Origin of the sequence: Rhizobium leucaenae USDA 9039 (assembly GCF_000426285.1) — a bacterium.
GTDB lineage: Bacteria > Pseudomonadota > Alphaproteobacteria > Rhizobiales > Rhizobiaceae > Rhizobium > Rhizobium leucaenae.
Genome location: NZ_AUFB01000006.1, coordinates 37,752 through 64,522 on the forward strand (window position 1 = coordinate 37,752; position 26,771 = coordinate 64,522).

The 26,771-nt window shown below is 61.2% G+C and carries 25 protein-coding genes; 17 read left to right on the forward strand and 8 right to left on the reverse strand.

What is annotated here, in order from left to right; all coding sequences use genetic code 11:
- Window positions 1-87 precede the first annotated feature (87 nt).
- Window positions 88-753, forward strand: coding sequence for an alpha/beta hydrolase family protein (locus tag K290_RS37880; protein ID WP_028751999.1), 666 nt, complete (start codon window positions 88-90; stop codon window positions 751-753).
- A 56-nt stretch (window positions 754-809) separates the two neighbouring features.
- Here the strand turns inward: K290_RS37880 and K290_RS0111130 are convergent, their stop codons facing one another.
- Together K290_RS0111130 and K290_RS0111135 are read right to left on the reverse strand one after the other, a co-directional pair.
- The gene (locus tag K290_RS0111130) at window positions 810-2,642 is read right to left on the reverse strand and encodes a methyl-accepting chemotaxis protein (protein ID WP_028752000.1); all 1,833 of its coding nucleotides are present in this window, start codon (window positions 2,640-2,642) and stop codon (window positions 810-812) included.
- 208 nt (window positions 2,643-2,850) lie between these two features.
- A complete protein-coding gene (locus K290_RS0111135; protein ID WP_028752001.1) occupies window positions 2,851-3,126 on the reverse strand; it encodes a hypothetical protein in 276 nt (91 codons plus the stop codon).
- A 219-nt stretch (window positions 3,127-3,345) separates the two neighbouring features.
- Here K290_RS0111135 and K290_RS0111140 point away from each other — a divergent pair, with 219 nt between their 5' ends.
- Entirely contained in the window at window positions 3,346-4,368 is a 1,023-nt protein-coding gene (locus tag K290_RS0111140; protein ID WP_028752002.1) for an LLM class flavin-dependent oxidoreductase, read from the forward strand.
- A gap of 146 nt (window positions 4,369-4,514) precedes the next feature.
- Window positions 4,515-4,802, forward strand: a complete 288-nt coding sequence (locus K290_RS0111145) for a hypothetical protein (protein ID WP_028752003.1) — start codon at window positions 4,515-4,517, stop codon at window positions 4,800-4,802.
- A gap of 65 nt (window positions 4,803-4,867) precedes the next feature.
- On the opposite strand, the gene K290_RS0111150 is transcribed toward K290_RS0111145, so the two are convergent.
- From K290_RS0111150 to K290_RS0111160, 3 genes are all read right to left on the reverse strand, one after another.
- Window positions 4,868-5,209, reverse strand: coding sequence for a hypothetical protein (locus K290_RS0111150; RefSeq protein ID WP_028752004.1), 342 nt, complete (start codon window positions 5,207-5,209; stop codon window positions 4,868-4,870).
- 305 nt (window positions 5,210-5,514) lie between these two features.
- Complete coding sequence (locus K290_RS0111155; protein ID WP_245276518.1) at window positions 5,515-6,060, reverse strand: DUF4334 domain-containing protein; 546 nt, start codon at window positions 6,058-6,060, stop codon at window positions 5,515-5,517.
- 87 nt (window positions 6,061-6,147) lie between these two features.
- On the reverse strand, window positions 6,148-7,047 hold the full coding sequence (locus tag K290_RS0111160; protein WP_028752006.1) for a GNAT family N-acetyltransferase: 900 nt from the start codon (window positions 7,045-7,047) through the stop codon (window positions 6,148-6,150).
- A 270-nt stretch (window positions 7,048-7,317) separates the two neighbouring features.
- Here K290_RS0111160 and K290_RS0111165 point away from each other — a divergent pair, with 270 nt between their 5' ends.
- The 11 genes from K290_RS0111165 to K290_RS0111215 all read left to right on the forward strand — a co-directional run bounded on the left by K290_RS0111165 (window position 7,318) and on the right by K290_RS0111215 (window position 20,814).
- Complete coding sequence (locus tag K290_RS0111165; RefSeq protein WP_028752007.1) at window positions 7,318-8,646, forward strand: NAD(P)/FAD-dependent oxidoreductase; 1,329 nt, start codon at window positions 7,318-7,320, stop codon at window positions 8,644-8,646.
- A gap of 8 nt (window positions 8,647-8,654) precedes the next feature.
- Complete coding sequence (argE, locus tag K290_RS0111170; protein ID WP_028752008.1) at window positions 8,655-9,779, forward strand: acetylornithine deacetylase; 1,125 nt, start codon at window positions 8,655-8,657, stop codon at window positions 9,777-9,779.
- A 126-nt stretch (window positions 9,780-9,905) separates the two neighbouring features.
- Window positions 9,906-10,829 (forward strand): 2-hydroxyacid dehydrogenase, encoded by a 924-nt coding sequence (locus tag K290_RS0111175; RefSeq protein ID WP_028752009.1) that lies wholly within the window; start codon window positions 9,906-9,908, stop codon window positions 10,827-10,829.
- A 22-nt stretch (window positions 10,830-10,851) separates the two neighbouring features.
- A complete protein-coding gene (locus tag K290_RS0111180) occupies window positions 10,852-11,205 on the forward strand; it encodes a cupin domain-containing protein (RefSeq protein ID WP_028752010.1) in 354 nt (117 codons plus the stop codon).
- Window positions 11,205-11,669 (forward strand): GNAT family N-acetyltransferase, encoded by a 465-nt coding sequence (locus tag K290_RS0111185; RefSeq protein ID WP_037135256.1) that lies wholly within the window; start codon window positions 11,205-11,207, stop codon window positions 11,667-11,669. Before K290_RS0111180 ends, K290_RS0111185 begins: the two co-directional genes overlap by 1 nt.
- An 88-nt stretch (window positions 11,670-11,757) precedes the next feature.
- Window positions 11,758-13,803, forward strand: coding sequence for a hydantoinase/oxoprolinase family protein (locus tag K290_RS0111190; RefSeq protein ID WP_028752012.1), 2,046 nt, complete (start codon window positions 11,758-11,760; stop codon window positions 13,801-13,803).
- A 1-nt stretch (window position 13,804) separates the two neighbouring features.
- Entirely contained in the window at window positions 13,805-15,772 is a 1,968-nt protein-coding gene (locus tag K290_RS0111195; protein ID WP_028752013.1) for a hydantoinase B/oxoprolinase family protein, read from the forward strand.
- Between the two features lie 48 nt (window positions 15,773-15,820).
- The gene (locus K290_RS0111200; protein WP_028752014.1) at window positions 15,821-16,693 is read left to right on the forward strand and encodes a LysR family transcriptional regulator; all 873 of its coding nucleotides are present in this window, start codon (window positions 15,821-15,823) and stop codon (window positions 16,691-16,693) included.
- Between the two features lie 126 nt (window positions 16,694-16,819).
- Window positions 16,820-18,283, forward strand: coding sequence for an aldehyde dehydrogenase family protein (locus K290_RS0111205; protein WP_028752015.1), 1,464 nt, complete (start codon window positions 16,820-16,822; stop codon window positions 18,281-18,283).
- A gap of 9 nt (window positions 18,284-18,292) precedes the next feature.
- A complete protein-coding gene (locus K290_RS0111210; RefSeq protein ID WP_028752016.1) occupies window positions 18,293-19,336 on the forward strand; it encodes a tartrate dehydrogenase in 1,044 nt (347 codons plus the stop codon).
- A gap of 20 nt (window positions 19,337-19,356) precedes the next feature.
- Window positions 19,357-20,814, forward strand: a complete 1,458-nt coding sequence (locus K290_RS0111215; RefSeq protein ID WP_028752017.1) for an NAD-dependent succinate-semialdehyde dehydrogenase — start codon at window positions 19,357-19,359, stop codon at window positions 20,812-20,814.
- Window positions 20,815-20,899: 85 nt separating this feature from the next.
- On the opposite strand, the gene K290_RS0111220 is transcribed toward K290_RS0111215, so the two are convergent.
- Window positions 20,900-21,493 carry a TetR/AcrR family transcriptional regulator gene (locus tag K290_RS0111220; RefSeq protein WP_028752018.1) on the reverse strand — a complete coding sequence of 198 codons (594 nt, stop codon included), beginning with the start codon at window positions 21,491-21,493 and terminating at the stop codon, window positions 20,900-20,902.
- 158 nt (window positions 21,494-21,651) lie between these two features.
- Between K290_RS0111220 and K290_RS0111225 the strand changes: the two genes are divergently transcribed.
- Window positions 21,652-22,050 carry a RidA family protein gene (locus K290_RS0111225; RefSeq protein ID WP_028752019.1) on the forward strand — a complete coding sequence of 133 codons (399 nt, stop codon included), beginning with the start codon at window positions 21,652-21,654 and terminating at the stop codon, window positions 22,048-22,050.
- 15 nt (window positions 22,051-22,065) lie between these two features.
- Here K290_RS0111225 and K290_RS0111230 read toward each other — a convergent pair whose 3' ends face one another.
- Both K290_RS0111230 and K290_RS0111235 read right to left on the reverse strand, forming a co-directional pair.
- Complete coding sequence (locus K290_RS0111230) at window positions 22,066-23,343, reverse strand: NAD(P)/FAD-dependent oxidoreductase (RefSeq protein ID WP_028752020.1); 1,278 nt, start codon at window positions 23,341-23,343, stop codon at window positions 22,066-22,068.
- A gap of 13 nt (window positions 23,344-23,356) precedes the next feature.
- Complete coding sequence (locus K290_RS0111235) at window positions 23,357-24,025, reverse strand: haloacid dehalogenase type II (protein WP_028752021.1); 669 nt, start codon at window positions 24,023-24,025, stop codon at window positions 23,357-23,359.
- Window positions 24,026-24,352: 327 nt separating this feature from the next.
- Here K290_RS0111235 and K290_RS0111240 point away from each other — a divergent pair, with 327 nt between their 5' ends.
- Window positions 24,353-25,192, forward strand: a complete 840-nt coding sequence (locus K290_RS0111240) for a GNAT family N-acetyltransferase (RefSeq protein ID WP_028752022.1) — start codon at window positions 24,353-24,355, stop codon at window positions 25,190-25,192.
- Window positions 25,193-25,203: 11 nt separating this feature from the next.
- Entirely contained in the window at window positions 25,204-26,577 is a 1,374-nt protein-coding gene (locus K290_RS0111245) for an aspartate aminotransferase family protein (RefSeq protein ID WP_028752023.1), read from the forward strand.
- Window positions 26,578-26,771 lie beyond the last annotated feature (194 nt).

The window sequence follows — 26,771 nt, forward strand, 5'->3', positions numbered from 1 at the left end:
GCGAGCAGATCCATTTGACAACAATTGGATCAGATTTTGCTACGCCCACGATTGTCAAACTCGAAACCGTGGGCGAAAACTAGCCCCATGACGATCACAAACGGCAAGTTCCTTCTTCAAGGTCCGGAAGACGCGGAGATCACCATTCTCCTTGCGCATGGCGCGGGTGCGCCGATGGATTCTGCTTCGATGAGCGCCGCTGCTCGCGCCCTCGCCGAGCATAATTTTCGCGTTGCTCGTTTTGAATTTGCCTACATGGCCAGCCGGCGCAATTCCGGCGTGCGAAAACCGCCGCCGAAGGCGGAAACGCTGAAGGGCGAATATCTGAGCGCGGTTGCCGAGCTCGGGGCCAACGGCTCGCTTGTTATCGGTGGCAAATCAATGGGTGGCCGCGTGGCAAGCATGATTGCCGATGACCTCTACGCAGCCGGCAAGATCGTCGGATTGCTCTGCCTCGGCTACCCTTTTCATCCGCCGGAAAAACCTGAAAATCTGCGCACAGCCCACCTCGCCGAGTTGAAGACCCCGACGTTAATCTGCCAGGGCACGCGAGATCAATTCGGCACCCGTGAGGAGGTGACCCATTACGTGCTGTCGGACGCCATTGAAATGGTCTGGCTCGAAGACGGCGATCACGACCTGAAACCGCGCAAGGCAGTTTCCGGTTTCACGGCCGCCGAGCACCTGAGAACGGTGGCCGAGACGGTGCGAGCATGGAGCGACCGTCTTGGAGATCGAAGAGCGGCCAGCTGAGCCTTTGCGGCTTTACAGCCGGCCGCGTCTCGGAGGGCGCCGTGTGAAGGACACGGTTACGCCGCCATCTGTCCCCTTGTGCGACGCGCAGCAGCGGGCTGCATCGAAGCCGCTTGCAGCCTGAACTGGGCAACGAGATCGCGAAGCTTGGCCGCTTCCTGAGCAAGGCTGGCCGACGCTGCGGTGGATTGTTCTACCATTGCCGCGTTTTGCTGTGTTGTCTGATCCATGGAATTGACGGCGACGTTCACTTCGGCAAGCCCCGTCGACTGCTCCTTGGCGGAGGTCGCGATGGCGTTCATATGTTGGCTGATGCCGGCAATTTGTCCGCTGATGGTCTTCAGGGCCTGGCCAGTATCGAGCACCAGTTTCACGCCGCTTTCGACCTCGGCCGAGGACTTCTGAATATGTCCCTTGATTTCCTTCGCGGCTTGGGCCGATCTCTGTGCAAGCTCACGCACTTCCTGGGCGACGACGGCAAAACCCTTGCCGGCTTCACCGGCACGAGCGGCTTCGACGCCCGCGTTCAGCGCCAGAAGGTTGGTCTGGAAGGCGATTTCGTCGATAACACCGATAATGCTGGAAATCTGTTCCGCTGAGGCTTCGATACGGCGCATCGCTTCTTCCGCATGCGACACGACCTCCGCGGACTTTGCGGCGCTATCGTTTGCTTTTATCGCCTCCGCACGAGCTTCGTCGGTGCGCTTGTTCGAATTCGACACGTTGACGGTAATTTGATCGAGCGCCGCCGCCGTCTCTTCAAGCGACGCCGCCTGTTGCTCGGTTCGTCTTGAAAGATCGTTGGCGCCCGATGCGATTTCCCGGGTGCCGTCATCGATCGCTGTGATAGCCATCGAGATGGCGCTCAGCGTATCCCCGAGCTGCTTCACCGAGCTGTTGAAATCGTGTCGAAGACTCTCGAATTCGGGCGAGAAGGGGACATCAATCTGAAAGGCAAGGTCGCCAGCGGCGAGTCTTTTTAACCCGGCGCCAAGGTCCGACGTCACGGCCAGCAGGCGCGCACCAGCATCTTCATCGGCCTGCTTTCGCGCCGCGATCCGGTCGGCTTCCGCTTCCGCGCGAGCTGCCTCGGCCTGCTGCTCGAGCTGTTTGTTGGCAATCGCGGCCTGGCGGAAGACTTCGACCGCCGACGCCATGGTTCCGATTTCATCCGAACGACCGGCGCCTCCAGACGTAATGTTGGTGTCGCCGCCGGCAAGTTTCGCCATATCACTGGAGAGTGCAAGCATCGGCTTGGTAACCGTCTTTCGGGTCAGCAGGTAAAGGCCGCCGGAGAATAGCGCGGTCAGTCCGAGGAGCACCTTCAAGAGCGTATCGACAAGGGCCTGGGTAGCGGCGCTGCGTTTTGCGATGTCTTCCGAGACCGCGTTGATCTGATCCCCGGCCTGTTCCATCGCAGTTTCCAATGCGGAAAACTGCTTCATGAATTCGGGCAGCGACTTCATGGCCGCCGACGGGTCCTTGCCGGCAAGCTCGACCATCTTCGTGGCGCTGTCGATATAGGCAAGAAGGGGCGGTTCGACACCGGCAAGAACGCGCTGTGTGGCGGCGTCGGTTGCGAGCGCTTTGTTGGCGGTGATCATCTCCCGGAACGACGCTTCATGTTCCGCCAAATCCGCTTTCACGGCGTCAGCGGCCATGCCCGCAGCCGGGTTCGCGGCCAGCAGGGAAGCAAGCACGTCCGCGCGAAGAGCGTCGTGCATCATATCGGCCTGCATGTGGTTGCGAAGCACTTGTGCCGAACGGGCAACTTCCGCATTGTTTCCGGACAGGGTGGATGTCGACCATATGCCAACGCCCGTCGCGCCGCCCGCCAACGCGAAAATTGCGACGCTGGCTATGATGGTTTTGTGCTGAATTGACGCCATGAATGCCCCTCGCGGCTAAAGATCAAATGCGAGGATATACAAACATGCTTAATTATTTCTCATTCCCCGATTTTGTTCTGTATTCGACTTACGGTAGAAAAACAAATACTGTTATTATCGCTAAACTATCTAAAATATTAGCGTAGTCTCAAGTATAAAGCATTCGAGAGTACGCGTAACGAGCAAGAAACTCGCAGAGCATACGATCCTAAAACGGCTGCTCGATGATTCTCCGATCGACCAATCTCAAGCTGCGATCCGGCTCGATGATGTAGGTTTCGAAGACGTCATTTCCCCACTGGTCGGTGAAATGGTGCGGAACCTGGCTTCCGATGGGAGATTTCGTGAGCTTCATCGTCGGCTGACCGGTATAGGTGATGCTTCCCGGGATTGGCTGCAACGAAAAGCTACCTGTATGGGTGCTCGTCTGATCGCAGGAACAGATAATCAGGCCAATGGCCGCGAGAAGGATGATACGCCGCATAACTGACTCCCGTGTTCAAACCGTTGCTGCAGGCGATCGCAGAACAGACGATCGAATGCGATTGTTCCCTGCAGCTTCTTTGCCGCTCACCGCGCCGGCCTATACGTATTTGACCTCACCGCAGCCAGTTTTCGCCGCATGAGAACCGAGGCTGTATGTCCAGCCGGAATTGTGCCAAGAGGTAAGCTGCGCATATCACAGTTTTGAGGCTACACGACGATGAAGAAAATCGGCTTCCTATCGTTCGGGCACTGGACACCCTCACCCCAATCGCTGACGCGATCGGCATCCGACGCGCTTCTGCAGTCTATCGACCTCGCCGTCGCGGCCGAGGAACTGGGCGCCGACGGGGCTTATTTCCGCGTACATCATTTCGCCCGCCAGCTTGGCTCGCCGTTCCCGCTGCTGGCAGCCGTCGGCGCGAAGACCAGCCGCATCGAGATCGGCACGGCGGTCATCGACATGCGTTACGAAAATCCGCTCTATATGGCCGAGGATGCCGGTGCTGCCGACATCATCGCAGGCGGGCGCCTGCAGCTCGGCATCAGCCGCGGTTCCCCCGAGCAGGTCATCGACGGATGGCGTCATTTTGGCTACGTGCCGGGCGAAGGCGAGACCGAGTCTCAGATGGCCCGGCGCCATGCCGAGGTCCTGCTCGACGTATTGCGCGGCGAGGGCTTTGCCCAGCCCAATCCGCGGCCGATGTTCCCAAATCCGCCTGGCCTCCTGCGCCTCGAGCCGCATTCGGAAGGTCTGCGCGACCGGATCTGGTGGGGCGCCAGCTCGAATGCCACCGCAACCTGGGCGGCAAAACTGGGGATGAACCTGCAGAGCTCGACGCTGAAGGATGACGAAACCGGGCTTCCGTTCCATGTCCAACAGGCCGACCAGATCAGAGTGTTTCGCGAGGCATGGAAGGCGGCCGGCCATAAGCGCGAGCCGCGGGTGTCAGTCAGCCGCAGCATCTTTGCGCTGGTAGACGACCGCGACCGCGCCTACTTCGGATATGGCAACCAGGATGACGACAAGATCGGCTTCATCGACGAGAAAACCCGAGCAATCTTCGGTCGCAGCTACGCCGCAGAGCCGGATAGACTCATCGAGCAACTGGCAAAGGATGAGGCTATTGCCGAGGCCGACACACTGCTTCTGACCGTCCCCAACCAGCTCGGCGTCGACTATAACGCGCATGTCATCGAAGCGATTCTGACTCACGTCGCGCCGGCACTTGGCTGGCGCTGACGCCGCTCGGGAAGGCATCAAATATCGGCAATTGATCCTTGAGCGGCTTGCTGGCGTTTCCACCGCGCCATTGGACTGAAGTCCTATGTGGGAACCATGTCCCTCCTCAATCGTTGCTTAAATATGCAATTAAGGAGGATAAACACATGCGAAATACAATCATCGGATGCGCAGTCGCCGCTCTCGTCATGGGATCCGCTGCTGTGCCGGCATTCGCAGACGACCTCGTAATCGGCGGCCCCTCATATGATGACGGCTACTATCAAGGGCATCATCGCGACCGCGCCGGCGTGATCATTAGCGATCGCGGCATTTCGGTCGGCAGGGTTCATCGTGATCGCTATTATGACCGCGATCGGTGCTACACCAAGACGATTACGCGCATGAACGAAGACGGCGATCGAATCACAAGAACGATCCGCCGTTGCGACTAACTCATGAATAAGGCCCGGCATTCCATGCCGGGCCTCGTTATCGGCGCGCAATGAGTCATCGCCGATTAGTTAAGAGCCGGGCAACCACGCCGGTTGGCAAAGGCCATACGGTCGGGACCACCGTCATTCCAACCACGCACGATAATGCGCCGTCCGTTCATTTGGATGGAATCGATGCGGCGGAAACCCTCTTCGCGGGCGGCTCGCATGAGTTCGCGCCGGTCGCAGCCGCCACCACGATCCCAATCCCCTCGCGAGCGACCCCAGTCCGGATCTTGGCGGTCCCACCGCGGCGGCGGGCCATTGTCATCGTCGTAATATTGCGCCATCGCGGCCGAAGGTAGCAATTGCACCGCGGCCATTGCGACCAACGCAATGCAAGAAATTCCTGTGAAACGTCCAAACATCTTTCGCTTCCTCCTATGTCGGCGATATGGGCGGGATCATACAGTACCTACCTGAATGCTACCCGAACGAGCTATTCATGTAGCCACTTTGATTCGCGGGGCACTTTAGCCCTTTCATCCGGTGCCAAGCTGGAACCGTGGAAGTGACGTACTCAATGCCCGTTAATAAACTAGATAGCGCAGGCATTTGCGGAGAACAGTCATATGTGGCGGTAAGTGGTGCAGCGCACCAGTGGATAGGGATCATGGCAAAACCGGGGACACGATGATATCGACCATTTGCCGATTGTGGTCCCCCGTGCGCCCTAAGGCTCCGTCCCCACACGCGTGAGGACAAAAAAATAATACCGGCTATCTCCCTCTACAGCCATGACGCCGAGGAGCCGGTCCTCGTCAATTCTGCGGAAATGGTCGGTAATCGGCTGGCTGTCATATACCATTGCGGCACTTGTCTTGCCCCTGAAGGACATCGGTCTGAGTGAGGCGACCGGCCCTTTTGCTCGCCAGATTTTCTGCAGATACAAAAACAAGTTGCGCGCCACCTGGGTTCGTCCGAAACGATGAAAGCGGAAAGCGAGCCTCAGAGGGATCAATGCAGGGTCGATGGCCACCAGCCGATGAGGCCCTACGGCAAACAGCAGAGCATCGGCTCTCAGATCAGCGGCGAAGCGCTTGCCGTACCATCCGAGATTTTCCAAGACACCATCCAGCGGGTGTTCGGATGCCACGCCATGACCTTGCCAAAGTCCGGCAAGTTCGGCGACCGGCGCGACGCTTAGGCTGTCGAAATAGTCAAGGGCGTCGGCCTCCGATAGGAAACTGCTTGGGATCTGCTTGGCAGTATTTTCCACGTCGCTCAACTCGGAAGCTTGATGGTCGAATCAAGGCCCGCACCATCCCATGCAAAGACGGCCGAATACTGTTCCTTTGGAACTTAGCTACCCCAAGGCCTGACTCGCCAAACCATAGATGAGCGGCCCTCCGCCGCTCGGCTGAGCGCCGTCTCCCTGCAGCCATGCGCGTCTCATCGACATGCTCGTTACCGTATCGTAGACGGACAGGCCCGATTGCGCGAGGAATTGCGGAAAGGCGCCGGTCTGCTGGCGGGTGTCGATCCGCAGGAAGCTGCCGGCATGGTCGGCGACATGCGGCCGGATGACGGCGATTGCCTCTTCGTCACTGGTTGCGGCGACCGGGCCAATCACGTGGCCACGCCCGAAGCGGCGGCAAAGCGAATAGGCGACGATGCGCCCGTCGCGTATAAGCGCCATACCTTTCGAGACGTTCAACAGGCGCGCAAGCACTGGCATTCGACCCGCACCATAGGCCGCCAAATCCAGCGCGGCAATTTCCGCAAGATCGGCCTGATCAAGCGCTCGCAGGCGGGTGCGTGGCGGCAGCGGTACGACGGGTGGAGAAATCGCTTCGCCATTGCACTGATAGTCGAGCTTTTCCGCGCGGAAGCCGAGTGACTGATAAAGCCGCTTGGCCGCGCGCGTGGAATTGAGGCCGAGAGCGCGGGAACCGGTCTGAGCAAGGACATGCTCCATCATCCAGCGGCCGGTGCCCAGCATCTGCAATCTTGGAGAGGTGATGACCATGCCGATGGTGGTGAAGTCGGGAGCAAAATCGAACCACATGGCGGAGCCGAGCACGCGGCCTATGGCATCGCGCGCCACGACGCCGCGACCCATCTCACGAACGATCTGCCAGTCCTCGGCGCGATGCGGCCAGCCGACCGCCAGCGAAAGCGCATGCAGGGCATCGAGATCGGCATTCTCCATCTCGCTGAGGGTCAGTTCGAAGGAATCCAGTTGGATCGAACTGGATCTTGCCATGACTATCTCCCCTCCCAACATGCGCGTTCCCGGACCGGCGGGAACGCTTGGCCTACCGTGCAGGATGGACTCTCACGTTTCCGGCAGCCGACCACCCCGCTTCGGTTGTAGCGGTGATCACGCAACAGAATACGCTTGAGATCCCCGCGAATTCGAAAGATTCCACCAAAGCCGCGGGGCTTTCGGCAGGCAGGGGACAGGCCGCGGCTTATTCTGAATGAAACCTTCCGCTTCCGGATACCTCCTTCCACACACTCAAGAGGTCCATCGATGTCCCCTCCCGTCGGTCGCGTCGCCAGCAACCAGGATGTTCCGAAATCCGCCGATGTCGTTATCCTCGGCGGCGGCATGGCCGGCGTTGCGACTGCTTACGAACTCGCCCGTCGCGGAACCTCCGTCGTCCTCATCGAGAAAGGCGTGATCGCCGGGGAACAATCGAGCCGCAATTGGGGTTGGTGTCGCCAGCAGAATCGCGATCCGAGAGAACTGCCGCTCGCACGGCTTGCGCTACATAGATGGGACAATCTCAATGCGGAGCTCGGCGAAGAAACCGGCTTTCGCCGCACCGGCCTCGTCTATGCCACGACACGTAAACCAGACCTGACCGCCTGGGAGCGCTGGAGCCACGTCGGCAAGCAGTTCGGCGTCGACACCCGAATGCTGACGGGAGCCGAATGTGCCACGATGCTTCCCGGTAATAGTCGTCACTGGGACGGCGGCGTCTACTCGCCGAGCGACGGACGCGCGGAACCGGAGCTTGCCGTGCCGGCATTGGCGCGCGGCGCCCAACGGCTTGGCGCGGTCATGGTCCAGAACTGTGCCGCCCGTGAGCTTGAAACCGAAGCGGGGCGCATCAGCGGCGTCGTCACGGAGAAGGGCGCAATCCGCGCCTCGGCCGTTCTGGTTGCCGGCGGCGCCTGGAGCGGTATGTTCCTCCGGCATCACGGAATTCGCTTCCTGCAGGCATGCGTCAAATCCACATCCTTCTATACCGTCGCTGCGCCGGCCGTAACCGACGGCGGGATCGCGATGGAGGACGTGACGATCCGCAGACGGCTGGATGGCGGCTATACCGTTGGCTTGAGCGGTCTCGGTCAGTTGCAGATCACGCCCTACGGCCTGCTGCAAGCGCGCGATTTCTGGCGCACGTTTCAGACAAGACGGAAGGGCCTGACCTTTGCCCTCAGCCGCCAGTTTGTCGAAGGACCGGAAGCAATCGCTCGTTGGAAGGCAGACGGCATTTCTCCGTTCGAGCGCATCCGCACGCTCGATCCGCAGCCGGACATCCATCTTGTCAAGCGCGGCATTTCCCGGCTCGTGGCGACCTACCCCGAGCTTGCCGGCATCCGTCCCGCCGAGTCCTGGGGCGGCATGGTGGATTCCACTCCGGATGCCATACCCGTCATCTCCTCGATCCCTTCGCGGCCCGGCCTGTTCGTTTCGTCGGGCTTCAGCGGTCACGGCTTTGGGATCGGACCCGCCGCGGGCATGCTGGCCGCCGATCTCATTCGCGGTGAAAAGCCCTGCGTCGATCCCGCCCCCTATCGATATGAGCGCATGATCGACGGCACCGATCTTGGAAAGCCGGGGATGCTGTGATGATCGCGATGACAGCGGAACAGATCCTCGAAAAGCTGGTCGGCTTTCCCTCTGTGGTCGGTACGCCAAACCATGAGATCGTCGGCTGGATCGCCGATTATCTGGAGGGGGCCGGCGCAAAGGTCGTCGTCCTTACCGGACCCGAAGGCGATCGATCCAACCTGTTTGCGACCATCGGCCCCGCCGACCGGCCGGGATACCTGCTTTCGGGTCACATGGATGTCGTCGCGGCGACCGAACCCGGATGGGCCAGCGACCCTTTTCGCCTGCAGCGAAACGGCGGGCGACTCACAGGTCGCGGCACGAGCGACATGAAAGGCTTTCTCGCCTGTGTACTTGCTACGCTGCCGGCCATTGCCGCACGCCCGCTCGCACGGCCATTGCATCTTGCTTTTTCCTATGACGAGGAAGCCGGCTGCCGCGGCGCTCCGCATCTGATCGCGCGGCTTCCCGATCTCTGCGCGAAGCCGGAGGGATGCATCATCGGCGAGCCGAGCGGCATGCGCGCCATCCGCGCCCACAAGGGGAAAGCGGCCGCAAGGGTCGTGCTCGGCGGCCGAGCCGGCCATTCGTCGCGGCCGGACCTCGGGCTGAACGCCATCCATGCGATGGCGGACATTCTTAATGAAGCAGTTATGACCGCCAAGCGTCTCACCGGAGGGCCGTTCGACAACAACTTCGAGCCGCCCTATTCCTCGCTGCAGATCGGCACCATTCATGGCGGGCAGGCCGTCAATGTCATTCCCGAAGAATGCACGGTCGAGCTGGAGGCGCGGGCGATCGCCGGCGTCGATCCAACGGAGTTGCTCGCGGGGATAGAGGGACGGCTGGATGCCTTGAAAGAGCGGGGCTTTGCGGCGCGTTGGGAGATCATGAGTAGCTATCCCGCCCTTTCCCTTGCCGCCGATGCGCCGCTTGCCCTACTGCTGGAAGAAGTGACGGGGCAAACACCGCTCGCTGCCGTCAGCTACGGCACGGAGGCTGGCCTTTACCAGGCGGCCGGAACGGAGGCGATCATCTGCGGTCCGGGCGATATCGGGCGGGCTCACAAAGCCAATGAATTCATCGAGGATGATGAATTGTGCGCCTGTGTCAGGATGATCGAAGCGCTGGGGGAACGTCTTGCCCGATAATCGACGGCGACGACAAGCATGTCCAAACGCAAAAATCGGATCGATATGCGGTCGACAGGTCTCACTTCGATCCATCCTGCCGTGGAAATCTCAGCAGGATGATGTGACGTAAGCGCGAGGAGGCCCATGGCTTTTCTATTCAACTCCGATGCCGAACGGGCGAGAATCTTCGCGGCGGCTTTCGCGCGCGAATTGCCGGCTCTTCCGTTCATCACAGATCCGGCAAGCGTCGATCCAGCGACAGTCAAATATCTGCTGACCTGGACAGCGCCTGACGATCTCGACCGCTATAGCAATCTCGAAATCCTGTTTTCGATCGGCGCAGGCGTCGATCAGTTCTCGCTGGCCGCGCTACCGGACAAGGTCAAACTGGTCCGCATGGTCGAGGACGGCATTATCAGGATGATGCAGGAATATGTGACGCTCGGCGTCTTGGCGTTGCATCGTGATCTGCCCGGCTATATCGAGCAGCAGAACGCAGGCAAATGGGCCTCCCGTCCGGTTCGGCAGGCCGCCGATCGGCGTATCGGCATACTCGGCCTCGGCAATCTCGGCCTTGCGGTCATCGAGCGGCTGCGCCCCTTCGGTTTTCCGCTTCGCGGGTGGAGTCGCTCGCCGCGCAGCATCGAGGGCGTCGCTTGCTATGGCGGAACGGATCAGTTGCCGGAGTTTTTGGCTGATGTCGATATCCTCGTCTGCCTTTTGCCGCTAACGCCCGAGACGCGCGGTATCCTGAATGCCGATCTTTTCAAGGCTCTGCCGCAAGGAGCCTGCCTCGTCCATGCCGGCCGCGGTCAGCAGCTCGATGCGGAGGCTCTTATCGAAGCGCTCGACAGCGGCCATATCGGCGGCGCTGTCCTCGATGTCACCGAGCCCGAGCCACTGCCGACTGACCACGCGCTCTGGAGCCACCCCAAGATCGTTCTGACGCCGCACATTGCCAGCATCACGCAGCCGGAGACGGCCGCAAACACCGTCATCGCCAATATTCGCCGCCATGAGGCCGGGCTCGACCCGATCGGTCTTGTCGATCGCAGCCGCGGCTATTGATCATCACCAGGAAAGGAACCCCATGTCTCTCTTGAAAACCATCGACCCGCAGCCGGCATTCGACCCGAAACACTCCAAAGCCATGCCGGACCGTCTGATCTCCGGAGATCCGTCCTTCAAGACCTGGGCCCAGGACAGCGCACGCGACGGAATGATCAACACCGGCGTATGGGAAGCGACCCCGGGCGAAACGCGTTCGATCAAGGGCGAAACTTTCGAATTCTGCCACATCCTTCAAGGCGTCATCGAATTGACCGATGAGGGCGGGACATCCGTAACCTATCGCGCCGGCGACAGCTTCGTCATGAAGCCTGGCTTCAAGGGCGTATGGCGGACGATAGAGACGGTCCGCAAGATCTATGTGACGGTTAGCTGATGACAAGCCTTGCGGACTTGCCGGTCTTTGAGGCCGTTCATGACGGCTATATGCTGAGCACAGATCGCGCTCGCCTCGATGTCGATCAGATCCATCGCTATCTCTCGGAAGAATCCTACTGGGCGCGCGGCCTCGACCGCGCTCTGCTCGAACGGGCGCTTGCCGGTTCACTGCCAGTCGCGATCTATGCGCCGAACGGCGATTTTGCCGCCTTTGCACGCGTCGTCACGGATCTCGCTGTCTTTGCCTATCTGCGCGACGTCTTCACTCTGCCCGACCATCGCGGCCGGGGCTTGGCGACATTTCTTGCCACGGTGATCCAGACCCATCCCGAGCTGAAAACGGTGAGCAACTGGATGCTGGCGACGCGTGATGCGCATGCGGTCTACACAAAGGCTGGCTTCGCGCCAGTCCCACACCCGGAATATTACATGAGTATCCGAAAACCCACTGAAAGCCCATAACCAAGGGTTATGGATTGCGCTGCTCTTGTTACTGGCGACCGTGAGGCTCACCCGCCATTCTGCACCGGCCAGCACGAGGAAACAGCACATGGGCTATCGTATCGGGGTCGACGTCGGGGGATCCTTCACCGATTTTGCGGTGTTTGATGAGGCCAACGGGCGCATCTCCACCCTCAAAGTCTTCTCCCGGCCCGATGAGCCGGGAGCGGAAATCACGGCAGGTCTTTCGACGCTCAAAGCCCGCGACGGACTCGATCCTGCCGAGGTCGATTATTTCACCCATGGCACGACTGTCGGCGTCAACACCGTTATTCAGCGCAACGGCCATTACCTCGCGCTGTTCACCACGCGGAATTTCGAGGACGTGCTGCAGATCGCGCGCCTGAAGATCCCGCAGATCCACAATCTCTATTCGGTGCGCCCGGAGCCGCTGATTGGGCGCGACCGCGTGTTCGGCATCGACGAGCGAACCGCCGCAACGGGCGATATACTCGACGCTCCGCGTGAGGACGACGTGGAGGGAGCGGTGCGTGCCGCCGAACGGGCCGGCTGCAAGGGTATCGTCATCGCCTTTCTCAACGCCTATCGCAATCCGGCCAACGAACTTGCCGTCAAGACGATGATCGAAAGATTTGCTCCCGGCCTGCCGGTCTTCTCCTCGGCACAGACCTGGCCGATCATCCGCGAATATGAGCGCACCATCACGGCCGTCATCAGCGGCTATGTGCAGCCGCGCGTCTCCCGCTATCTCGACCGTTTCGAAAGGGTTCTGAGACAGGAGGGCCTCGCCTGCCCTCTGCTGATCACCAAGAGCAATGGCGGCGTCATGGGCATCGACCAGGCGCGAAACGATTGCGTGCAGATGATCCTTTCCGGGACCGCCTCTGGGGTGATCGGGGCGGGCTATCTCGCCAAGGCCAGCGGCTTCAACCGCATTTTGAGCCTCGATATCGGCGGCACCAGCGCCGATGTCGCCGTCATCGTCGACGGTCTGCCGCAATATGGTGTCGGCGAGCTGATCGGGGATTCCCAGATTCACATCCCCTCGGTATCGGTGAGCTCGGTCGGACAGGGCGGCGGCTCCGTTGCCTGGGTGGATGCCTTCGGCATGCTGCAGGTCGGACCGGACAGCGCCGGTTCGACGCCGGGTCCTGCCTGCTATGGACGCGGCGGCACGAGGCCGACGGTCACCGATGCCGTCGCAGCCTGTAACCTCATCGGCCACATGCCGCTCGGCTATGGTGCGGTCGACGTCGATCGCGCCGCCGCGCGTGCCGCGATTGCTCCGCTTGCATCTGCGCTCGGCAGCACGATCGAAGCGACGGCAAACGACATCCTCAACATCTCGGTCTCGGGCATGTATGCCGAGGTCAGCGGCCTGATCTCCCGTTTCGGGATAGACCCGCGGGAGTTCCATCTCTTCGCTTTCGGCGGCGCCGGAGCCATGCTGGCCTGCTTCCTGGCCCGCGAACTGGACATGAAGGGTGTCGTGGTGCCACCCACTCCCGGCGTCGTCTCGGCGCTCGGCGGTCTGATCGCCGACCTGAAAAACGATTTCATCCGCACCGTCTATTGCGATGTTACGCCGGAGGCCATGGCAAATGTTGCCGCGCCGTACCGGGAACTGAAGGCTGAAGCCGAACACTGGCTACGGCAGAAGCAGGGCTTCGCCGGGCCCGCCGTCGTCCAGGCCTTTGCCGACATGCGCTATCTCGGCCAATCCTACGAGATCGAAGTCACGCTACAGGGCGATTGGCTCGAAGAGATAGATGCCGATGCTATTGTCACTGCCTTCTATACCGAACATGAGCGGCTTTTCGGCCATGCCGCATCGGCTTCGCCTGTACAGATGATCAATCTCCGCCTGACCATATCGGGCGCGACGCCGAAACCGTATCTCGCCGAACTCGGCTCTGCATCTGAACCCGCCCAGCCGCGCTTTTCGGTCGAGGCCTTGTTCGACGGCCGCCTGGCAGCGACGGCAATGTATCATCGCAGCGATTTACGGGCGGGACATCGCCTGGCCGGCCCGGCAATCATCGCCCAGGACGATACGACCACAGTGGTGCCCCCGGATTTCGCCGTCGACGTCGACAGGTTCGGCAATCTCGTCATCACCCGCATGGAGGCCTGACATGGCGATCGATCGCAGAAATCTGAAGGTGCTCGCCAATTTTTGCGCTGCGGCGGCCGATGCCATGGCCTTCACGCTGATGCGCACTGCGCACTCCGCCTTCGTCAAGGAAACGGAGGACTTCTCCTGCCAAGTGGTGACGCGCGAAGGGCTCGCCTTCGCAAGCCCGCGACAATTCGGAGCCCCCTGGTACAGCGGCATCGATTACCGCCCCATCCTCGACATGTTCGACGACTATGCCGAAGGCGACATCTGCATCACCAATGATCCCTATAGCGGCTTCGTCGCGACCCATTCCCCGGATATTCACATTTGGAAGCCGGTATTTCACGGCGGCGAGATCGCCTGCTTCGTCGTCGGTCACATCCACAACACCGATGTCGGGGGCGCCGTGCCTGCTTCCCTGTCGCGATCGCTCACCGAAATCGAGCAGGAGGGTCTGCGTATTCCGCCGGTCAAGCTCGTCGAGAACGGCGTGCTGAACGATTTCGTGCTGCGCACGATCCGCGCCAATGTACGCCTGCCGGACCAGAACATCGGCGATCTCAACGCCCAGATCGCCTCGGTCAATATCGGCGAGCGCAAGCTGAAGGAGATCATTGCGCGCTTCGGCTTCGAGGATTTCATCAATGGTGTCGGCCAGATCCTCGACTATGCCGAGGAACAGACGCGCGCCATTCTCAAGCGCATACCGGACGGCGACTATTTCTTCGCGGACTACGCCGATGAGGATTCCGTCGGCGGCAAGCCTTGCCGCGTGGCGCTGACGCTGCGCATCCGCGGCGATGAGATCGAGCTTGATTATACCGGCAGCGATCCGCAATTGGGGTCGTCGCTCAACATGCCGACCGGCGGACGCGAGCGCCATCCGCTGGTGATGGTGGGTCTCACCTATGTCCTTTACACGCTCGACAATTCCCTGCTGCTGAATGCCGGAACGCTCCGGCCGGCGCGAGCGGTGCTCCCCGAAGGCAGCATCGTCAATTGTCAGCGTCCCGCCGCTGTCGGCATGCGCTCGCTGACCTGCGCCACGACCCAGATCGTAACGGTCGGCGCCTTTGCAAAGGCGCTTCCGGAGTTGATGCCGGCTGCGTCTCCCGGCGGCAACGCGATCATGAACATCAAGACCAGCGACAGAAACGGCCGGCCGGTCATGGCCTCGATCGGCCCTGTCGGCGGCGGTGGCGGCGGGACACCGGTCGGCGACGGAAGCGACGGTGCCGGCGGCGCCACAGGTTTCCTGCGCAACACACCCATCGAGATCAGCGAGGCGGAAGTGCCGATCCGCTTTCTCCGCTACGGACTGGAAGCCGATACGGGCGCTCCGGGTCGCTATCGCGGCGGCCTGTCGGCGGTGATGGAGTTCCAGGTCTCGGCGCCGGAGACCGTGGTGACGGCCCGCAACCGCAATCGCTCGGTCATGCCCTCCTGGGGGCTCGCCGGCGGCCATGCCGGCACGATTTCGCGCTTCATCCGCAATCCCGGTAGAGAGGACGAAATTTCGCTTGGGAATACAGACATCGTGCATTGCAATCCCGGCGATGTGATCCGTGTTATTGGTCCTGGCGCCGGCGGCTACGGTAATCCGTTTGAGCGGCCCGTTGAAACCGTCATCCGAGATGTACAGTGCGGCGCCCTCTCGACGGAAAGTGCGCGACGCGACTACGGCGTGGCGATATCGGATGGCGTGGTCGACGGCGAGGCGACGGCCGCCTTGCGGGCTGGGCGATCAGCAAAGATCGGTCCTATCACCTATGCCGTCGAGCGAATCGCCTTTGAAGCGGTGTGGACGGAGGAACGCTACGATCTGCTGACGACCTTCCTTGCGGGCGTCCCGGTCGGTTGGCGCTTCTTTTTGAAGCACAGGATCTTCGATGCGGTCGCATCGCAATCAAACAGGGCGGGCAGTGGCATGGCCGAACAGATGCGCGCCATCTTCGCCGACATGCGCGAACGCTACGGCGTTTGACAGACTGCGGCGATTGGTTATGACTTCCATAACCCAACGGCGGACCTTATGAATGCACGCCAGCTAGAAATCTTCCGCGCGATCATGCGCGACGGTACGCTGACCGCGGCTGCGAATTCGCTCGGGATTTCACAGCCGGCAGCCAGCAAGTTTCTCCATCATCTGGAAAGTCAGCTCGGCTATCAGCTATTCGATCGCATCGGCGGGCGTCTCGTGCCGACCATGGAGGCCAACCTGCTGTTTGCGGATGCCGACCGGGTCTTTCGCGAAATCGAGGCACTGAAGTCATTGGCGCGGGACATCGGCGCGCAGAAGATCGGCCTGTTGCGGCTCGGTATCAGCCTGGCAGTCACCTATTCAGTGCTTCCCAAGGCGCTCCTGCGTTTTCGTACGAAGCATCCGGAAGTGAAGGTTCACCTCCATGCCCTGCCGAAGCGCGAGATCGCTGAGGCTCTGCTTCTCGGCGACATCGACCTCGCCGTCACATTGTCCGTGATCGAAGCCCCGACCGTTCGCAGCGAAATCCTCAGCGATGTCCCGATCGTCGCGGTGATGCGGGCCGATGATCCCTTGGCGTCAAAGGAAACGATTGGCCCTTCCGATCTCGATGGTTTGCCGCTGATCTCCTACGGCGCCCATGCGGAAATCGGCGCAGCGATGGATGCGGCCTTCGCAAGCTGCGGTCGGCAGCGCGAGGTTGCCATTCAGATTGCCTCCTCGGTGGGCGCGGTGCCGTTGGTGCGGGAAGGTCTCGGCATCGCCCTGGTAGACGGACTCGTTGCGTGGCATGGCTTCGAGGGTCTAGTTGCCCGCCCCTTCGAACCGCAAATCGCCATGCAAATGGTGGCGGCGACCAATGACGCCCGGCCCGCCTCGCGATTTGTGCGACCCTTCCTCGCCACGCTGCGTGATGTTCTCTGAACCGCCGAATCTTGCGCTGAAACACCGAGCGCAAACGGGATATTCCGTCGCGATAGCGAAAGCACTCAATCGAAACTGCCAGGGTGCAGCCGATAGACTTGCCTTACCCGGCGGTAAGGAGCAACCATGACCCTTAGTTTCGACCCAGATTCGCTCGATCTCCCAGACGGACATTTCATCGATGGCCATTATGTCGCCGCCAGCGGCGGCATGACCGTGCATCGTCCGTCTGACGGCGTTGCTTTCGCGGAATGTCCGGTTGCCGGAAAGGATATGGTCGACCGGGCCGTCGAGGCCGCGAACCGGGCCCTGAAAACGAGCGGCTGGTCTTCGCTCCGGCCGCGCGAGCGAACGAAGGCGCTGGTTCGCTGGGCCGATCTCATGGAAGAAGAGGCCGTGACGCTCGCGCGTCTGGAAGCCGTGTCCTCGACCCGCCCGATCGGGCAACTCATCGCTGGCGACATCGCCATCACCGCCGAACAGATCCGCTTCTTCGCCGAATTCGCCGACAAGGAAGGCAGCGATCTGGTGCCGACCGATGACCATAGCCTCGGCATGATCATGAGCGAACCCTATGGTGTCGTCGGCGCGATCACCCCCTGGAACTTCCCGATCTCCATGGCCGGCTGGAAGCTAGGCCCAGCATTGGCGGCGGGTAACGCCGTGGTGCTGAAGCCCTCCGAGATGACGCCGTTTTCGACGCTCTACATGGCGGAGTTGTCGGTGCGCGCCGGCATTCCGGCCGGCCTGATCAACATCGTTCTTGGCGACGGCCCAACCACCGGCGCGGCGATCACCGGCCATCCCGGTATCGGCAAGATCAGCTTCACCGGTTCGACATCGGCCGGTTCCGCGATCATGGAGAATATCGCCCGCACCGGCGTCAAACCGATGACCCTGGAACTCGGCGGCAAGAGCCCGCAAGTTGTCTTTGCCGACGCAGATCTCGATCTCGCCGGCGAAGCGATTGCCCGCAACGTGCTTGCCAATGCCGGCCAGGCCTGTGTCGCTGGTTCGCGGCTAATTGCCGAGCGCTCGATTGCCGAAGCTCTCAGCGAGGCGATCCTCAGGCATATGCATCAGATCAAACCGGGTCCCACCTGGGATGAGACCAGCCAATATTCGCCTATCATCTCGGAGCGCCAGATCGGGCGGATCGGCAGCATCGTTCAAGCGGCGATCGACGCCGGCGCGGAATGCATGACGGGTGGCTCAAGGCTTGAGCGGTCCGGCTATTTCTATGCCCCGACGCTTCTTGCCGGGGTCGATCAGACCTCGCCGGCGGTCACCGAAGAGATTTTCGGGCCGGTGTTGACGCTGCAAACCTTCGAGACAGAGGAAGAAGCGCTCCAGCTTGCCGATCATCCAACCTATGGACTTGCGGCAGGGCTCTTCACGCGCGATCTTTCCCGAGCCGTTCGCATGACTCGCCGTCTCCAGGCCGGGACCGTCTGGGTCAACCGTTATGGCCGTTCCCGCGACCATATTCTGCCGACCGGCGGCTATAAAAGTTCCGGCATCGGCAAGGATCTCGGTCGGGACGCCTATCTCGCCAATCGCCGCAGCAAATCCGTGCTGATCAACATCTGAGGAGCCGACATGAAGACCTATAGGATTGCTCTCATACCCGGCGACGGCATCGGCAAGGACGTCACTGCCGCTGCGTGGCAGGTATTGGAAAAAGTGGCGGGAAAGACGGGCTTCAAGTTGGAGCCGACCAGCTTTCCCTGGTCCTGTGCCTATTTCAAGGAAACGGGCGCAATGATGCCGGCCGACGGCATTGCGACCCTGCGCGGCTTCGACGCCATCCTCCTTGGCGCCGTCGGCTGGCCGGCCGAAGTGCCCGATTCCGTTTCGCTCCACGGCCTGCTTCTGCCGATCCGCAAGGCCTTCGAGCAGTATGCCAATATCCGCCCGCACCGGCTGCTGCCGGGCGTCGAAGGGCCGTTGAAGGCGCAAGAATTTGATATTCTCTGCATTCGCGAGAATACCGAGGGCGAATATTCCGGCGCAGGCGGACGCGTGCATCAGGGCACGGCAAACGAGGTCGCGGTCGAGACCTCGATCTTCACAAGAGCAGGTGTGGAACGCATCCTGCGCTTCGGCTTCGAACAGGCCCGGGCGCGCCGCGGGAAGCTTGCCTCCGTCACCAAGTCGAACGCGCAGAAATATTCGATGGTATTCTGGGATGAGATCACCGCGCGCCTCGCGGCCGATTATCCCGACGTCACCGTCACGAGCTATCATATCGACGCGATGGCGGCACGCATGGTCATGGCGCCGGAAAGCCTTGACGTCATCGTCGCCTCCAACCTCTTCGGCGATATCCTGACTGATCTCGGAGCCGCCATCCAGGGCGGACTCGGCTTTGCCGCCTCCGCCAATCTCAACCCGAACCGCACCGCGCCGTCGATGTTCGAACCGGTGCACGGCTCCGCGCCCGATATTGCCCACCTCGGCATCGCCAATCCGATCGCGGCAATCTGGTCAGCCGCCATGATGCTGGAGCATCTCGGCGAAAAGACCGCTGCTGATGCGATCATGCACGCCATCGCCGCGGCAACCGAGACCGGTATCGGCACGGTTCCCGGCAAAGATAAGACCGACACCATCACCAATGCCGTGCTGAACGCACTCGCCTGAACGACAAGGAAATGACAACAATGATCGACCTCAAGGACCAGAGCCTATTTCGCCAGCAGGGCTTGATCGATGGACTCTGGCGCACTGCCGCCTCCGGCAAGACCGTCGACGTCATCGATCCGGCGACGCAGGCGGTGATGGGCACGGTTCCCGACATGGACGGGACGGAGACCCGCGCCGCGATCGAAGCCGCCAGCGCCGCTTTCCCGGCCTGGCGGGCGAAGACCCATGCCGAGCGGGCGCAACTGCTGGAAGCCTGGCATGATCTGATGACCGAACATTGCGATGATCTCGCCCTGATCCTGACCACTGAGCAGGGAAAGCCGCTGGCCGAGGCGCGGGGAGAAATCCGCTACGGCGCCTCCTTCGTCAAATGGTTTGCCGAAGAGGCGCGCCGCATCGGCGGCACGACGATCCCCTCGCCCACCCGCGACCGACGCATCGTTGTGCTCAAGGAACCGGTCGGCGTCTGCGGCATCATCACACCCTGGAACTTCCCCAACGCGATGATCACCCGCAAGGTGGCGCCGGCGCTCGCAGCCGGCTGCACGGTCGTCATCAAGCCATCCGACTTTACCCCCTATTCGGCGCTGGCGCTTGGCGTTCTTGCTGAACGGGCTGGCATTCCCGCGGGCGTCATCAACATCGTGACCGGCCTGCCGACCGAGATCGGCAACGAGCTGCTGCGAAACGAAACGGTCCGCAAGATCTCGTTCACCGGCTCGACCCGGGTCGGCGCGCTCCTGATGCGCGGCGCGGCTGATAGCATCAAGCGGCTCAGCCTCGAACTCGGCGGCAACGCGCCTTTCATTGTCTTTGATGATGCTGATCTCGATCTCGCCGTCGAAGGCGCCATCGCCTCCAAATTCCGCAATGGCGGTCAGACCTGCGTCTGCTCCAACCGCATCCTGGTGCAGGATAAGGTCCACGATGCCTTTGCCGCAAAACTCGCTGCCCGCGTTTCCGCCATGAAGGTCGGGCCCGGCACAGAGGCTGGCGTCGATATCGGCCCGATGATCAATGCCGCCGCCATCGAAAAGATCGAGCGCCATGTCACTGACGCCGTCGAAAAGGGCGCGACGATCGTTGCGAAAGCTTCGAACCTCCCTGAAGGCCGGCAATATGCCGCTCCCATCGTCCTCTCGGGCGCAACCACCGACATGCTTCTTGCGAGCGAAGAGACCTTCGGGCCTGTCGCACCGCTCTTCCGCTTCAAGACCGACGAGGAAGCGATCGCCATCGCCAACGGCACACCCTTCGGGCTAGCAGCTTATTTCTATACCGGAAGCCTCAAGCGCTCCTGGGCCGTCGGCGAAGCCTTGGAATTCGGCATGGTGGGGCTGAACACCGGCGCGATCTCGACCGAAGTTGCTCCCTTCGGCGGCGTCAAGCAATCCGGGCTCGGCCGTGAAGGGTCCCAACATGGCATCGAGGAATATCTCGAACTGAAGACCTTCCACATCGGCGGGCTCGCCTGAGCCTGCCAAAAAAGGGCGTGCCGAAAGGGGCGCCCTACCGACATGCAGCGCGGACATCGTGACGGCTTTCCTGCCCGAACGGGATTCACGCGGGCTTCATGAGAAGACCCGCAGCCAAGGCATGGAAGGTCTCGATAGCCTTTGGCAGCACATGCTTCGGATCGTCACTGGCTGCGACCCAAAGAGCGGCATTGAGCGCAGCGCCGCTAAGAAGCCGAGCGGCCGCCTCCGCGTCGAGAGGCTTGAAAACCTCTTTGGCGATAAGACGCTCTACCGTCCGCTTGGTTTCCAGAAAGCAACTGCTCTGGCTGGGCCATCTTGATGGATCGCCCAGCACGGCCGGTCCGTCGAGCAGAACGATGCGTTGAACTTCCGGAACCAGCGCCATCTCGATATAGGCGGCGCCTTCGGCAAGCAGACCCTTCCAATCGTCACCCTCCCGTGCGCCGATCTCTTGGGCCTGCGATGCCATTTCCGAGTCGATCTGATCGACAACTGCCGCGAGAAGTCCACGCTTGTCGCCGAAATTGTGATAGAGCGCCCCACGCGTCAGGCCGACTTCGGCTGTCAGCTCGTCCATCGAAGCAGCCGAATACCCTTTTTCAGCAAAGGCCTTTCGCGCCGCCGCGATCAGTTTGGCACGGTTCTCCTCCATCGTATCGATACGTCGTTTCGCCATTCTGCCCTCAATTTCATATACATCGCGTATGTAGACTTGACATACGGTGCGTATGTCGGCTATTTCACATACGCACCGTATATCAGACACGGAAGCGTGTGAAGCGGATTACATTGCGCTCATTCGCTGTCGCCACGACAATGACAAAAGGATGGAGAATGACCAAACGCGAAGCAATTTTTCCCGCCGGCAGGCATGCGCTATACGAGGAACACGGCTATTCGGCCGCCATTCGCTCCGGCGACCTCCTGTTCGTGTCAGGGCAAGTCGGCAGCCGCCCCGACGGAACACCGGAACCTGATTTCGGGCATCAGGTCCGTTTGGCTTTCGAAAACCTCAAGGCGACGCTGGACGCGGCGGGGTGCACGTTCGATGATATCGTGGACATAACGACGTTCCACACAGACCCGGAAAACCAGTTCGCAACAATCATGGCCGTCAAGCAGGAGATTTTCAGCAGTCCGCCTTATCCGAACTGGACGGCCGTCGGCGTGAATTGGCTCGCCGGCTTCGACTTCGAGATCAAGGTCATCGCCCGCATCCCTTCGAAGGCATGATCCTCGAAAGCTTGGCTATTGGAACCGGTCGAGTGTCTTGTAATAGATGCCGACCAGCGGCAGGAACCAGGGCTTGCCGAAATGCCCCGGCACAGCCGGCCACTCGAGGCCTTTGACCGGATTGCGATCGGCCTTTCCCAAGATGGCATCGGCAATCATCATGCCCATATGCGTCGCCATTTGCGCGCCATGGCCGGAATAGCCCATCGCATACCAGAGGCCATCGACATAGCCGGCCCGCGGAAAGCGATCCTTCGTCATGTCGACCAGGCCGCCCCAGCAATAGTCGATTTCGATCTTGGCGAGATGCGGGAAGATTTCCGCTAGGCTGGACCGCAGGATCTCGCCGCTCTTGGCGTCGGATTGCTGATCCGACGTCGCCGAAAACCGGGCCCGGCCGCCGAAGATCAGGCGGTTGTCCGGTGAGAGCCGGAAATAATTGCCGATATTAAGCGAAGTGACGCAGGTGCGGTTGCCGGGCATGGTCGCGGCGATCTCCGCCTTGGTCAGCGGACGCGTCGCGATGATGAAGCTGCCGACAGCAACAATGCGACGGCGGAAATAGCTGAAGATGCCGGGAGTATAGGCGCCGGTTGCCACAAAGACATTGTCTGCGGAAAGCTTGCCGCGGGCAGTCGTCAATTCATGCCGGCCGCCATTGACCTTCCTGTCGGTCACGGCGGCATTCTCAAAGATTACCGCGCCACTGCGCGCGGCGGCTTCTGCAAGACCGACCGCATAACGCCCCATATGCATCATGGCGCTTTTCTTGGAGAGCATGGCGCCATGAAAGGACGCTGATCCGATTTCCGACTTGAGATCGTCAGCAGTCAACAGTGTCGTATCCGGATCGATCTCGCGATGGACCGCCTCGAAATTCCGGGCAATGCTGTCGAAATGCGCTGGTTTGGAGGCAAGCTTCAGCTTGCCCGCACGGCGGAAATTGCAGTCTATGCCCTCGTCGGCAACGATCTGCTCGACAGTGTCCACGGCATCGTCGAAGGCGCGATAGAGTGCCTTCGCCCGCTCGACACCAAGTTCTTCCTTCGCCGAGATGAAACTATGGGCGATGCCGTTGTTGAGATGACCGCCATTTCGGCCGGACGCACCGGAGCCAACCGTGCCCGCCTCCAACACGACCACCTTGGCGCCGGCCTTGGCGAGCTGGCGCGCCGCCCCCAATCCGGTAAAGCCGCCGCCGATCACTGCGACATCATAGTGACCTTCGAGCGGCGCGGTGCTCTGCTTTGCGAAGCGCGGGGCTGTGTCGTGCCAGTAGGATTTGAACTGCATGGCGGCCTCCCCGTCAGAGCCCGACGACGCCGGGCAGACCGGAAATATCCTTGATCTCGGTATATTCATAATAAGGATTGGCAGGCTCATGACCCCGGTTGACCCAGACCTTGTGCTTGATGCCGAGATCATAGGCCGACATGAGATCATAGCGGAAGGACGAGGAGCAGTGCAGCACGTCTTCCGGATTGCAGCCGAGCATGTCGAACATATATTCGAATGCCTTGAAGCGCGGCTTATAGGCATTGGCCTGCTGCGCCGTGAAGACAGCATGGAAGGGCGCACCGAGCTTTTCGACATTGTGCATGATCTGCTCGTTCATCGCGTTCGACAGAATGACCAGGGGGATTTCCTTGGCGACCTTGGCAAGTCCCGCCGGCACGTCCCGGTGCGGACCCCAGCTCGGCACGGTCTCGTAGATCGAACGGGCATCCTCGGCGCGAAAGGCAACGCCATTCCTACGGCAGGTCCTCTCGACGGCATTGTGAAGCACTTCATTATAGGGTTTCCAGTCTCCCAGAATCTCGTCCAGCCGGTAGGCGGCGAAATTCTTGACGAACTGCGCCATACGCGCGGGGTCGAGCTGGCCGCCATAGATCTTCTGGGCAGCCTCGGCCATCTGGAAATTCGTCAGAGTGCCGTAGCAGTCAAAGGTGATGTATTTCGGCCGGAACTTCGTCATGTCTCTAGATCCTTGCAGAATGCCGCGCAGGCGCTGATGAATGAGAACATCATAGGCAGCCTTCTTCCATCGGTTCACCGCATTTAAGCCGTCACGAAGCAGAAAGTTTTGTATCGCTGCTCCGCTTTGGCAGAGAGTTGCGCGTCGCCACGAACATGTTGTCGTCGAAAAATCGAAATTGCAGCCTGTGACGCCAGTGGCCCGGCATAAGATGCGGCGTGCGTGCCGACGGACGGTGGAAGATACCGCTGCTGCCCTTTCGTCGGGACGATCTTCTTCCGCTGCGGGTCTATCAAAAAGAAAAGCAACGGACGGGAGAAAAAGCCTGTGCAGGCAACCGGGATCGACCTTCGCCCCTTCGACCAGTCTCACCTTCAATCCGCCCTGGCCCTGTCGCGTCAGGCCGGCTGGCCGCACCGGCTGGAAGAGTGGCAGATGCTGCTGGAGCTCAGCCGCGGCCTTGTGGTTGTCGAGAGCGAGAAGGTCGTCGCGACAATCTTCGTCACTCCCTATGGCGATGACGTCGCAACGATCAACATGGTGATCGTCGACGAATCGATGCGTGGGCGCGGCATAGGCCGCCAGATCATGCAGGCGGCTCTGGAGATCGTCGGTGACCGTGAGTGCCGGCTCATTGCGACCGCCGATGGTCTGCCTCTTTATGAAAGTCTCGGCTTCGAAAAGACCGGCACGATCGTTCAACACCAAGGCCCGCTGCGAGCATGCATTGCACCGCCGACGGTGGATTGGGCAACGGCTGCCGATCTCGAACAGATCGTCGCCCTCGATCGCGTTGCGTTCGGCGCGGATCGCACGGCACTCGTTCAAGCCTTATCTCAGGCAGGCCCGCTTGCGGTTGTCCGCGAAGCCGACACGCTCCGCGGTTACGCGGCCTTGCGGTCCTTCGGCCGTGGTGAACTCTGCGGGCCGGTCGTTGCAGAAAACGCCGGCGATGCCGAAGACCTTCTGAGCTTTCTGTTCGCAACTCGGTCAGGCGCATTCATGCGCGTCGATACCGGTAGCGAGACCGGCCTTGCCTCCTTCCTTCTCGAACACGGCCTTGCCCATGTCGGCGGCGGCATCACCATGCGCCGCGCAGCTTCATCTGCCCTTTCATCCATTCCCAGCGTTCACACATTTGCCCTGGCCAGTCAGGCTCTGGGCTGAAGAGAGACATCATGCTCAGCAATTCCCTTATCGAACTCGATCGCGCCCACCTGGTTCACCCCGTCGCCTCTTATCGCGGTCACGAGCAGGCCGGAGTCCGCGTGTTGAAATCCGCCAAGGGCGCGACTGTTACCGATGCATCGGGTCATCAGATGATCGACGGCTTTGCCGGTCTTTGGTGCGTCAATGCCGGCTATGGCCATGACAGCATTGTCGAGGCGGCCGCCCGCCAGATGCGCGAGCTGCCCTATGCCACCGGCTATTTCAGCCTCGGCTCCGAGCCGGCCATCCGGCTTGCGGCCGAATTGGCCGATCGCGCGCCCGGCGACCTCAACCATGTCTATTTCACGCTCGGCGGCTCCGATGCCGTCGACAGCACGGTTCGCTTCATCCGCTATTACTATCACGCGCTTGGCAAGCCCACGAAGGATCAGTTCATCTCCCTCGAACAGGGCTATCACGGTTCCTCTACCGTCGGTGCCGGCCTGACGGCGCTTCCGGTTTTTCATGCCGGCTTCGGCATGCCGCTCGACTGGCAGCACAAGATTCCCTCGCATTATGCCTATCGCAACCCCGTAGGCACCGATCCGCAAGCGATCATCGCCGCCTCGGTTGCCGCACTGCGCGCCAAGGTCGAGGAGCTCGGCGCCGAGCGCGTGGCTGCCTTCTACGCCGAGCCGATCCAGGGTTCGGGCGGCGTGCTGGTGCCGCCGGCCGGCTGGATGAAGGCAATGCGCGACCTTTGCAGCGAACTCGACATTCTGTTCGTTGCCGACGAGGTGATCACCGGTTTCGGGCGCACCGGCCCGCTGTTTGCCTGTTCGGATGACGGCATCGTGCCCGACCTGATGACCACCGCAAAGGGGCTCACCTCGGGCTACGTGCCGATGGGGGCCGTCTTCCTGTCGGAGCGGGTCTATGGCACCATTGCCGACGGCGCCGGCGCTTCCGCGGTTGGCCACGGCTATACCTATTCCGCGCATCCCGTCAGCGCCGCGGTTGGTCTCGAAGTGCTGCGCCTCTATGAGAGCGGGCTGTTGGAGAATGGCGTCAAAGCCGGAGCGCGGCTGATGGCCGGCCTTCGCGATCTCTCCTCGCATCCCCTAGTCGGCGACGTGCGCGGGCGCGGCATGCTCGCTGCCGTCGAGCTGGTGGTCGATAAGGCGCGCAAGACGCCCCTGCCCCCTGCTGCCGAGCCGGCGCGGCGGATCTTCGATCGCGCCTGGAACAACGGTCTCGTCATTCGCGCCTTCGGCAACGGTGTTCTCGGCTATGCGCCGCCGCTCTGCTGCACCGATGGCGAAATCGATGCGATCATCGAACGCACGCGCAGGACGCTGGACCAGACCCTGGAAGACCCTGATGTCCGCACGGTGCTCGCCTGAGTGCGAAATCGGGCCTTGGCAGGGAGCGGCGAAATACCGCTTTGCGCTCATATTCGCAATTTTGTGCCGCCGCAGCTCTGCCATTCAGAGAATCCGGCGAGCCTTTACTGCGAAACTGAACTGACTGCAGGTGCTCCAAGGCCGAAAAGCCGGGATTTTCGGGAGATATGAGAAAATCCCTACTAGAATGAAGA

Excerpts from the sequence above, each read along its gene's own strand:
- K290_RS0111230 (WP_028752020.1), bottom strand. The coding sequence starts at position 23,343 with ATGCAGTTCAAATCCTACTGGCACGACACAGCCCCGCGCTTCGCAAAG.
- K290_RS0111150 (WP_028752004.1), bottom strand. The coding sequence starts at position 5,209 with ATGTTTGGACGTTTCACAGGAATTTCTTGCATTGCGTTGGTCGCAATG.
- argE (WP_028752008.1), top strand. The coding sequence starts at position 8,655 with ATGACAGCGGAACAGATCCTCGAAAAGCTGGTCGGCTTTCCCTCTGTG.
- K290_RS0111175 (WP_028752009.1), top strand. The coding sequence starts at position 9,906 with ATGGCTTTTCTATTCAACTCCGATGCCGAACGGGCGAGAATCTTCGCG.
- K290_RS0111215 (WP_028752017.1), top strand. The coding sequence starts at position 19,357 with ATGATCGACCTCAAGGACCAGAGCCTATTTCGCCAGCAGGGCTTGATC.
- K290_RS0111205 (WP_028752015.1), top strand. The coding sequence starts at position 16,820 with ATGACCCTTAGTTTCGACCCAGATTCGCTCGATCTCCCAGACGGACAT.
- K290_RS0111145 (WP_028752003.1), top strand. The coding sequence starts at position 4,515 with ATGCGAAATACAATCATCGGATGCGCAGTCGCCGCTCTCGTCATGGGA.
- K290_RS0111245 (WP_028752023.1), top strand. The coding sequence starts at position 25,204 with ATGCTCAGCAATTCCCTTATCGAACTCGATCGCGCCCACCTGGTTCAC.
- K290_RS37880 (WP_028751999.1), top strand. The coding sequence starts at position 88 with ATGACGATCACAAACGGCAAGTTCCTTCTTCAAGGTCCGGAAGACGCG.
- K290_RS0111220 (WP_028752018.1), bottom strand. The coding sequence starts at position 21,493 with ATGGCGAAACGACGTATCGATACGATGGAGGAGAACCGTGCCAAACTG.
- K290_RS0111165 (WP_028752007.1), top strand. The coding sequence starts at position 7,318 with ATGTCCCCTCCCGTCGGTCGCGTCGCCAGCAACCAGGATGTTCCGAAA.
- K290_RS0111160 (WP_028752006.1), bottom strand. The coding sequence starts at position 7,047 with ATGGCAAGATCCAGTTCGATCCAACTGGATTCCTTCGAACTGACCCTC.
- K290_RS0111210 (WP_028752016.1), top strand. The coding sequence starts at position 18,293 with ATGAAGACCTATAGGATTGCTCTCATACCCGGCGACGGCATCGGCAAG.
- K290_RS0111195 (WP_028752013.1), top strand. The coding sequence starts at position 13,805 with ATGGCGATCGATCGCAGAAATCTGAAGGTGCTCGCCAATTTTTGCGCT.
- K290_RS0111190 (WP_028752012.1), top strand. The coding sequence starts at position 11,758 with ATGGGCTATCGTATCGGGGTCGACGTCGGGGGATCCTTCACCGATTTT.
- K290_RS0111140 (WP_028752002.1), top strand. The coding sequence starts at position 3,346 with ATGAAGAAAATCGGCTTCCTATCGTTCGGGCACTGGACACCCTCACCC.
- K290_RS0111185 (WP_037135256.1), top strand. The coding sequence starts at position 11,205 with ATGACAAGCCTTGCGGACTTGCCGGTCTTTGAGGCCGTTCATGACGGC.
- K290_RS0111235 (WP_028752021.1), bottom strand. The coding sequence starts at position 24,025 with ATGACGAAGTTCCGGCCGAAATACATCACCTTTGACTGCTACGGCACT.
- K290_RS0111200 (WP_028752014.1), top strand. The coding sequence starts at position 15,821 with ATGAATGCACGCCAGCTAGAAATCTTCCGCGCGATCATGCGCGACGGT.
- K290_RS0111130 (WP_028752000.1), bottom strand. The coding sequence starts at position 2,642 with ATGGCGTCAATTCAGCACAAAACCATCATAGCCAGCGTCGCAATTTTC.
- K290_RS0111180 (WP_028752010.1), top strand. The coding sequence starts at position 10,852 with ATGTCTCTCTTGAAAACCATCGACCCGCAGCCGGCATTCGACCCGAAA.
- K290_RS0111135 (WP_028752001.1), bottom strand. The coding sequence starts at position 3,126 with ATGCGGCGTATCATCCTTCTCGCGGCCATTGGCCTGATTATCTGTTCC.
- K290_RS0111225 (WP_028752019.1), top strand. The coding sequence starts at position 21,652 with ATGACCAAACGCGAAGCAATTTTTCCCGCCGGCAGGCATGCGCTATAC.